At 70.6% G+C, this 7,378-nt stretch carries 10 protein-coding genes; all 10 read right to left on the bottom strand.

All coding sequences use genetic code 11. The annotated features are described in order from the left end of the window. Positions 1–115 precede the first annotated feature (115 nt). A complete protein-coding gene (locus A7A76_RS10335) occupies positions 116–1,519 on the bottom strand; it encodes a pectin acetylesterase-family hydrolase (RefSeq protein WP_206411133.1) in 1,404 nt (467 codons plus the stop codon). 427 nt (positions 1,520–1,946) lie between these two features. Then, positions 1,947–2,834 (bottom strand): DMT family transporter, encoded by an 888-nt coding sequence (locus A7A76_RS10330; protein ID WP_206411132.1) that lies wholly within the window; start codon positions 2,832–2,834, stop codon positions 1,947–1,949. 41 nt (positions 2,835–2,875) lie between these two features. Further along, complete coding sequence (gene murB, locus A7A76_RS10325; RefSeq protein ID WP_206411131.1) at positions 2,876–3,916, bottom strand: UDP-N-acetylmuramate dehydrogenase; 1,041 nt, start codon at positions 3,914–3,916, stop codon at positions 2,876–2,878. Between the two features lie 76 nt (positions 3,917–3,992). Next, positions 3,993–5,054: a quinone-dependent dihydroorotate dehydrogenase gene (locus A7A76_RS10320; protein ID WP_206411130.1), complete on the bottom strand. Its 1,062-nt coding sequence runs from the start codon at positions 5,052–5,054 to the stop codon at positions 3,993–3,995. A gap of 209 nt (positions 5,055–5,263) precedes the next feature. Then, on the bottom strand, positions 5,264–5,503 hold the full coding sequence (locus A7A76_RS10315; protein ID WP_206411129.1) for a hypothetical protein: 240 nt from the start codon (positions 5,501–5,503) through the stop codon (positions 5,264–5,266). Between the two features lie 101 nt (positions 5,504–5,604). After that, positions 5,605–5,898, bottom strand: coding sequence for a DUF4190 domain-containing protein (locus A7A76_RS10310; protein ID WP_206411128.1), 294 nt, complete (start codon positions 5,896–5,898; stop codon positions 5,605–5,607). A 203-nt stretch (positions 5,899–6,101) separates the two neighbouring features. Further along, entirely contained in the window at positions 6,102–6,332 is a 231-nt protein-coding gene (locus A7A76_RS10305) for a hypothetical protein (protein WP_206411127.1), read from the bottom strand. Positions 6,333–6,459: 127 nt separating this feature from the next. Beyond that, complete coding sequence (locus tag A7A76_RS10300) at positions 6,460–6,690, bottom strand: hypothetical protein (protein ID WP_206411126.1); 231 nt, start codon at positions 6,688–6,690, stop codon at positions 6,460–6,462. A gap of 235 nt (positions 6,691–6,925) precedes the next feature. Further along, positions 6,926–7,147, bottom strand: coding sequence for a hypothetical protein (locus tag A7A76_RS10295; protein ID WP_206411125.1), 222 nt, complete (start codon positions 7,145–7,147; stop codon positions 6,926–6,928). After that, a partial coding sequence (locus A7A76_RS10290; protein WP_206411124.1) for a hypothetical protein occupies positions 7,144–7,378 on the bottom strand: 235 nt, incomplete at its 5' end. The genes A7A76_RS10295 and A7A76_RS10290, both read right to left, overlap by 4 nt.

The following is a 7,378-nucleotide window of genomic DNA, read 5'->3' as shown; positions in this document are numbered from 1 at the left end:
CGCGGCGCGGCCGGCGCCGGCGGGACGCCAGCCCAGGCTGACCGCCGCGGCCAGCGCCGCGACGGTCAGGGCCAGGCCCAGCATGACGGTGTTGCGCTTCATGCCGTCGGTCCGCTCAGATCAACTGGTCGACCAGCCAGTACAACAGATTGAACGGCTTGGCCTTGTCGGCCGCGTCGCTGCTCTCGCTGGCGTCGAGCACCTTGCCGTTGCCGTCCAGCACCGAGTCGATGAACGACTTCAGCTCCAGGTTCTGCGCCTGCACGTCGCCGTTCTTGAAGTCGACGATGGTGGTGCAGTGGCTCTCGTTGAGCGCGCGGTACTGCGGGAAGTAGCCGCCGAAGTTGTCCAGCCCGTTGAGGCGCGCGGACAAACGCTGGGTGTCGGTGCCCCACTTGGCGTGGATCAGCGCTTCCTTCGCCGCCTGGTTCGGCGCCTGGGCGATATCGTCGTGGAAGCGCTCGTAGGAATACGAGGAGTAATTGAGGTCCTGCCAGAAATGGGTGTGGCCGAGGCGGTCGCCGCTGTGCTTGGCCGACAGCGCCGGATAGATCGAGCCGAGCTCGTTGAGGTCCATCTGCGGCAGGCCGGCGGCGAGGAACTGCAGCGGGCCGTTGGGCGCGTCCAGGCCCCATACGTCGCGGATCTTGGTCATCAGCGGCTGCGAGGGATATTCGGCCGGGTTGCCGTTCTTCGGCGTCGGGAAGATCGGGCCGGAATCGTCGATCAGGAAGCCGCGCGTGGGTGCGATGTTGCTGCGGAAAGTGTCGTAGGAAATCAGGCTGCCGGCGCCGCCGGCGCTGCAGCCGGTGTTGAGCATCTGCGCCGGCCGCGGCAGGTTGTCCTTGAGCCAGGAGATCACCGCGCGGCTGTTGCGCAGGCCGTTGTGGTGCCACACCAGCGGCGGCTTCTGCCCGCTGGGATCGTCGTACACCGCGACCTTGTCGCCGCTGTAGATGTCGCCGGTGCAGTAGGGCACGTAGACCATGTTCCAGCCCTGGGTCTTGACCGCGTCGAACGGGCTCACCCGGGTCACGAACGGGCTGACCAGGCTGGCGCCGGGATTGAGCAGCTTCATGTAATCGTCGGGCACGCCGTTGGGATTGCGCGCGCCGCGCACGCCGGTGGCGCCGGTGCAGCTGGCGTAGTCCCAGCACGCGCCTCCGCCTTCCATGTAGATGATGGTGTTGGTGGTGCTGGGCACGCGGTTGACGAAGATCTTGTACGGCGAGCCGTTGCCGCAGATGGCGCCGGTTTCGGCCGGCAGCTGCACGGTCTGCCATTGGTAGTACGCGCCGGGGTCGAAGCCGTCGGCGCGCGCGGCGTCGCGGCTCAGCAGCGGGTAGTGGCCGGTGCGTTGTTGCGGCTGCACCTTGTTGTCGGCCTTGGGCGGCGAGAACAAGTTGCGCAGCGTCTGGAAAAATCCGTAATCGCCCTGTTCGGCCTGCGAAGGCAGGCTGGATAACGCGACGGCGCCGCCCACCAGGGCGACGGCGACGTAACGGCTCAATGCGGCCATGAGTCCTCTCCTGTGATCGTCATGAAGGCAGAGCGAAACGCGCATCCGGCGCGTGCTAGGGCGTGCGCGCGGCCGGTTCCTCTCCGTACTGCAGCGTCTGGATAACGTCGGGGCCGGGGCAGGGTCAATCGGCCGCGGCCGGGTTTTTCCGCGCGGGGCGAGATTGGCCGCGAATGTGGCCGCGGGTGGCCGTTATTGCCCCGCTGGAGCGGCCGCAGGAGCGCGTTGTGCGGCGAGGGTTCGTGCGCTGCACCATGTGACCGGTATCGATGATTTCGGCGGTGGCGCTGCGTTGCGGAGGTTTCGCCGTAGTTGTGTTGGCGCGGTCGCGGCTCGCGCCGCTCCTACAGTCGGATACGAACCGGCCGAAGCCCCTGTAGGAGCGGCGCGAGCCGCGACCGCGCCAACCCAACTACGACGCCACCACCTATTCCCCCGGCGCCGCCCCCGCCGTCGCCGCGGCCGAAGCGCGCTTGCGCGCCAGCAACGCCTCGCGATGGGCGATGTAGGCGTTCGAACCGAGGATGATCGCCGCGCCGATCACGGTGTAGCGATCCAGGCTTTCGCCGAACCACAGCCAGCCCGCGATCGACACCAGCGGCAGCTGCACGAAACTGATCGGCGTCAGCGCCGAGACTTCGCCGAGCTTGAGCGCATGCGTCCACAGCACCTGCCCGCCGGTGCCGAACACGCCGGCGGCGACGATCCACACCCAGGCGATGCCCTGCGGCCACTGCCAGACGAACAACGCCGGCAACAGCGACATCGGCACCCAGAACGCATAGGTGTACAGCACGATGGTGTTGGCCGAATCGATCTTCGACAGCTGCTTGATCTGGATCGAGATCACCCCGCCGAGCACCGCCGCGGCCAGCGCGGCGAGGCTGTCGACCGAGAACTCGGCCGAGCCCGGCCGCACGATCACCAGCACGCCGAGGAAGCCGGCCGCGACCGCGGCCCAGCGACGCGCGCGCACCTGTTCGTGCAGGAACGCCGCCGCGGCGATGGTGACGAAGATCGGCGTGGAATAGGTCAGCGAGATCGCCTGCGCCAGCGGCAGGTGGCCGATCGCCCAGAACCCGCACAGCATCGACACGATGCCGATCGCGCAGCGCACGAAATACTTGGGCAGCTGGCGCGTGCGCAGCTCGGCGCGGCGCGCGCTCAGCAGCAGCGGCAGCACCGCCGTCAGCCCGAACAGGTTGCGGAAGAACGCGACCTCGAAGGTATGCAGCGATTGCGAGGCCAGGCGGATGGCGATGGCCATGACGCCGAAGCTCAGCGTGCTCGCCAGCATCAGGCCGGCGGCGCGCATGGGATGCGTCGGTGCGGGCGTCGCGGCGGGCGCGCCGGCGCTCACCAGCGCGCGCCGACGATGCGTGGCTCGGGTTCGATCGCCACGCCGAAGCGCTCGCGCACCGAGTCGGCGATGCGGCGGGCCAGGTCGAGCAGTTGCGCGCCGCTGGCGCCGCCGTGGTTGACCAGCACCAGCGCGTGCGCGGCGGACACGCCGGCGTCGCCGTCGCGATGGCCTTTCCAGCCGCAGCCGTCGATCAGCCACGCGGCCGAGAGCTTGCGCGTGTCGGCGCCGTCGCCGCGGAACACCGGCAGCGCCGGGTGCCGGGCCAGCAAGGCCTCGGCCTGCGCCGCGGGCACGATCGGGTTCTTGAAGAAGCTGCCGGCGTTGCCTAGCACGGCCGGGTCGGGCAGCTTGCGTCGGCGGATCGCGATCACCGCCTCGGCCACGTCCTGCGGCGTCGGCGCGGCGATGCCGCGCGCGGCCAGTTCCTCGCCGATGCCGGCGTAGTCGAGCTTCGGCGCGGCGCGGCGCGGCAGGGCGAATTCGACCGCGGCGATCAGGTAACGGTCGGCTTCGCGCTTGAACAGGCTATCGCGGTAGGCGAAGGCGCAGGCGGCGTTGTCGAAGCGGCGCCACTGGCCGCTGGCCGGCTCGAAGGCTTCCACCGCGTGCACGAATTCGCGCACTTCCACGCCGTAGGCGCCGATGTTCTGGATCGGCGAGGCGCCGACGGTGCCGGGGATCAGCGCCAGGTTTTCCAATCCGGCGTAGCCCTCGGCCAGGGTCTGCATGACGAAGCCGTGCCAGAGCGTGCCGGCGTCGGCGCGCACGATCGCGCGTTCGCCGTCGTCTTCGAGCACGCGCACCCGGCGGCCGCTGAGTTCGAGCACGGCGCCGTCGGGATCGCCGGCGAACAGCAGGTTGCTGCCGCCGCCGATGGCCAGGGCGAAGCCCTCGCGCAGCGGCGCGGCGGCCAGCGCCTCGGGCAGGGCCGCGGCGTCGTCGACGGATACCAGCCACGGCGCGCGCGCGGCGACGCCGAAGGTGTTGCGGGTTTGCAGCGGCGCATCGCGCACGATGCGGACGTTCGGATTCATGCGCGCGACGGCTTGGCGATGGCGGAATGGCGTGGAATGGCGGCGGTTCGGGCGCGGGCGGCCGGCACGAAGGCGTTCAAATCTGCGGCGGCACGTGGCCGCGGCTGGGGGCTTCCTTGCGCCGGCGGATCGCGTCCACGCATTCGCCGATCAGCGCCGGGCCGCGGTAGACCAGGCCCGAATAGACCTGCACCAGGCTCGCGCCGGCGGCCATCTTGGCGGCCGCGTCGGCGCCGCCGAGGATGCCGCCGACGCCGATCATGGGAATGGTTTCGGGCAGGCGCGTGCGCATCTTGCGCAGCACCGCGGTGGCCTGGGCCAGCAGCGGCCGGCCCGACAGGCCGCCGGCTTCGCCCGCATGCGGGCTGCCTTCGACGCCTTCGCGCGCGACCGTGGTGTTGGTGGCGATGACGCCGTCGACCTGCAGCTCGCTCAGCACCCGGCTGGCGGCCTCGATGTCGTCGTCGGACAGGTCCGGCGCGATCTTGACCAGCATCGGCACGCGCCGGCCCTCGCGCGCGGCGAACTTTTCCTGCGCCTCGCGCAGGGTGCCGATCAGGCGGCGCAGCGACTGCTCTTCCTGCAGCTCGCGCAGGCCGGCGGTGTTGGGCGAGGAGATGTTGACGGTGACGTAGTCGGCCAGCGGGTAGACCCGCTCCAGGCAGTGGAGGTAGTCGTTCTCGGCGCTCTCGTTCGGCGTGTCCTTGTTCTTGCCGATGTTGATGCCGAGCAGGCCGCCGCCGCGGCGGCGCGCCTTGGACACGTTGCGCACCAGCGCGTCGACGCCTTCGTTGTTGAAGCCCAGGCGGTTGATCACCGCCTGCTGCTCGGGCAGGCGGAACATGCGCGGACGCGGATTGCCCTGCTGCGGACGCGGGGTGACGGTGCCGACTTCGACGAAGCCGAAGCCCAGCGCCAGCAGCGCGTCGATATGGGCGCCGTTCTTGTCCAGGCCGGCGGCGAGGCCGACCGGATTGGGGAAGGTCAGGCCGAGGGTCTTGGTCGGCAACGGCTTGGGCGCGCGTGCCACCAGCGGGTTGAGGCCGCTGCGGTAGGCGGTTTCCAGCGCCGTCAGGCCAAGGCCGTGGGCTCGTTCTGCGTCCAGTCCGAAGAGGAAGGGTCGGGCGAGGCTATACACGAGTTCGGCGCGGACGGCTCGGGCGGGGGAGGCCCGATTATCGCCCAATCGATACCGCTCGGGCGAGCGCGAGCGAACGGCTTGCACGCAGATCCTTGGCACGCCGGTGCGCCGGCGGCCGCGAACGGCGGCTGGGAGGGCGGCGGGAGCGGCGCGGTCCGCGCCGCGGCGTGCGGGAACCGCGCCGGCCGCAGCCGGCGCGGTGGGGATCAGGCTTCCGGCGCGGGACAGTCGATGGGGCTCATGCAGCGAGCGTAGGCCTGCTCGCAGGCCCGGGTCTGCCCTTGGGTCTCGGCGTGCAGCAGGCAGTCGTCGAGAATTTGCTGGCAGCGCTGGCATTGGTCGATCTGGGCCGAGGCGGTCAGCGAAGCGGCGAATCCGAATACGGCGACGGCGAGCGCCGCCAGGCCGGTGCGGCGCGAGCCGGCCTTGAACGAATGCAGTTCCATGGTGTTGCGTCCTGTGCGTGGCGCCAGTCCTTCTGGCCGGGCCACGCTAGAGGCCGCCGGCCGCGCGCGGCAAGCCGCGGCGCAGCATGCCGCGCGCAAGGTCAGTGCTGTTGGCTGAGGAACGCCAGGACCACGGCCAGGCCGCCGAAGAAAACCACGAACACGATCACGCTGAGGATGGCGATGACGACCGAGGCCCAGCCCAGGACCAGGCCGGCGATGGCCAGCCCGTCGCCGTCGAGGCGGTCGGGTTCGCGGCGGATCTGCCCGCGCGCCATATGCCCGCTGACGATCGCCGCCAGGCTGCCCAGGAACGGCAGCAAGGTCCAGCCGAGCACGCCGGCGATGAGGCTGAAGATCGCCAGGCCGCTGGTCTGGCGGATGGGTGCTTGCATGCGGACAGTCCTTGTTTGAGTGAAACAGATCACAGCATACGGTCGGGGCCGCGGTTCGGCCAACGCGATGTCGGTATGCGCAGCCGTTGCGTCGGCCGCGCGCCTGCCTGCGGCGGTGCCGGCGCACGTGCGGCGCAGCGACGAAAAAGCCCGCGAACTCGCGTCCGCGGGCCTGGGCGACGACGGGCGCCGCCGGCGCCGGATCAGAAATCCGGCGGCAGGCTGATCATGCAGCCGTTGGACGTCTGGCAGTTCCAGAAGTCGTTGACGCAGGTTTCGTACTCGCCGCCGGCCGAGCGGCAAGCGTAATACTGGCCTTCGCAGTGGTCGCAGCCGAAGCCGGCGGCGGTCGCCGTCATCGTCGCGGCGAAGCCGAACGCGGCCAGTGCGGCCGCGCCCAGGCGCAGGCGGATGCTACGGTTCCGTGTGTTCACAAGACCCTCCTTCATGTGTCGCCAGTCCATCTGGCCCGCTCATGCTAGGGCGGCGCGAGCCGGCGCAACGCCGACTGCGTCGCGGTCCGCGCAGACGGCGCGCCGTCTGCGCGGATGCTTGCGCAGTTCAGATTTCCGGCGGTTCTTCCAGCGGGCAGCGGTTGACGCGTTGGCAGAAGAACAGGTCGTTGCGGCAGGAGTCGGCGTCGTAGCCGGCGGCGCGGCAATCGTAGTAGCCGCTCATGCATTGCGCGCAGTTCGCAACGGCGGCGGTGGCGGTGAGCGCGGCGGCGAAGCCGAACGCGGCTACGGCGAGCGCGCCCAGGCGCAGGTGGAAACGGCGGTGGGGTGCGGGCATGGAACCTCCTTGGTGAGTGCTGCCGGGTGAGCTGTCCTGGGAAGTCGCCACGGCGTCGGGCGTGGCGATGTTCGGCGCATGCGGCCGATGCGTTCGCCGCTGCCGTCGCGTTCGCGCGCAGCTGCATCGCGTTCGATGCGTGGCAGCGGCCGTGGCGCGCGCGACGGCATGATGCGGTGGGGACTGCGGCGCGAAACGCGCGTGGCGGTGCGCGGCCGTTGCGGTGCGCGCGCCGTCAGCCCGGCGGGAACGTCGCTTCGCAGCCGTTGGCGGTCTGGCAGTCGAAGTACTGCTGCAGGCAGCTGGGCTGCGCATCGGGCTGGTTCTCTTCGCACAGCCAGTAATCGCGCAGGCAATGGTTGCATTCGGCGATGCCGGCGCTGGCGCTGAGCGCGAGGGCGAAGCCGAACGCGCCGCAGGCGATGGCGGCGAGGCGGGCGAAACGATTCCTTGTCATGGCGGGCATTCCCCGGCGAGCCGGCGGGGTGGAGTGGAGGGCCATGCTAGGCCGGCGGCGCGCGCAGGATTGGCATCGGCGTCGCGGTCTGCGCACGCGGCCGGGCGCCGGCGCTCGCGCGTTGCGGCGCTGCAACGCGCAGGCACGAACGTGCGGATGCTTCGCGCGTTCGGCGCGCCGTTGCGGACGGCGGTTTCGCTCGGCGGATGCGGCGCGGCGGATGCGGCGGCG

It is taken from the genome of Lysobacter enzymogenes (assembly GCF_017168095.1).
In the GTDB taxonomy this organism is placed as follows: Bacteria; Pseudomonadota; Gammaproteobacteria; order Xanthomonadales; family Xanthomonadaceae; genus Lysobacter; species Lysobacter enzymogenes_D.
The sequence above is the reverse complement of the archived record's forward strand: the minus strand, read 5'-3'. Positions and strand labels throughout refer to the sequence as shown.

Bases quoted from the DNA above. Each gene is read 5' to 3' on its own strand.
- A7A76_RS10335 (WP_206411133.1), bottom strand. From the start codon at position 1,519: ATGGCCGCATTGAGCCGTTACGTCGCCGTCGCCCTGGTGGGCGGCGCC.
- A7A76_RS10330 (WP_206411132.1), bottom strand. From the start codon at position 2,834: ATGCGCGCCGCCGGCCTGATGCTGGCGAGCACGCTGAGCTTCGGCGTC.
- murB (WP_206411131.1), bottom strand. From the start codon at position 3,916: ATGAATCCGAACGTCCGCATCGTGCGCGATGCGCCGCTGCAAACCCGC.
- A7A76_RS10315 (WP_206411129.1), bottom strand. From the start codon at position 5,503: ATGGAACTGCATTCGTTCAAGGCCGGCTCGCGCCGCACCGGCCTGGCG.
- A7A76_RS10310 (WP_206411128.1), bottom strand. From the start codon at position 5,898: ATGCAAGCACCCATCCGCCAGACCAGCGGCCTGGCGATCTTCAGCCTC.
- A7A76_RS10300 (WP_206411126.1), bottom strand. From the start codon at position 6,690: ATGCCCGCACCCCACCGCCGTTTCCACCTGCGCCTGGGCGCGCTCGCC.
- A7A76_RS10295 (WP_206411125.1), bottom strand. From the start codon at position 7,147: ATGACAAGGAATCGTTTCGCCCGCCTCGCCGCCATCGCCTGCGGCGCG.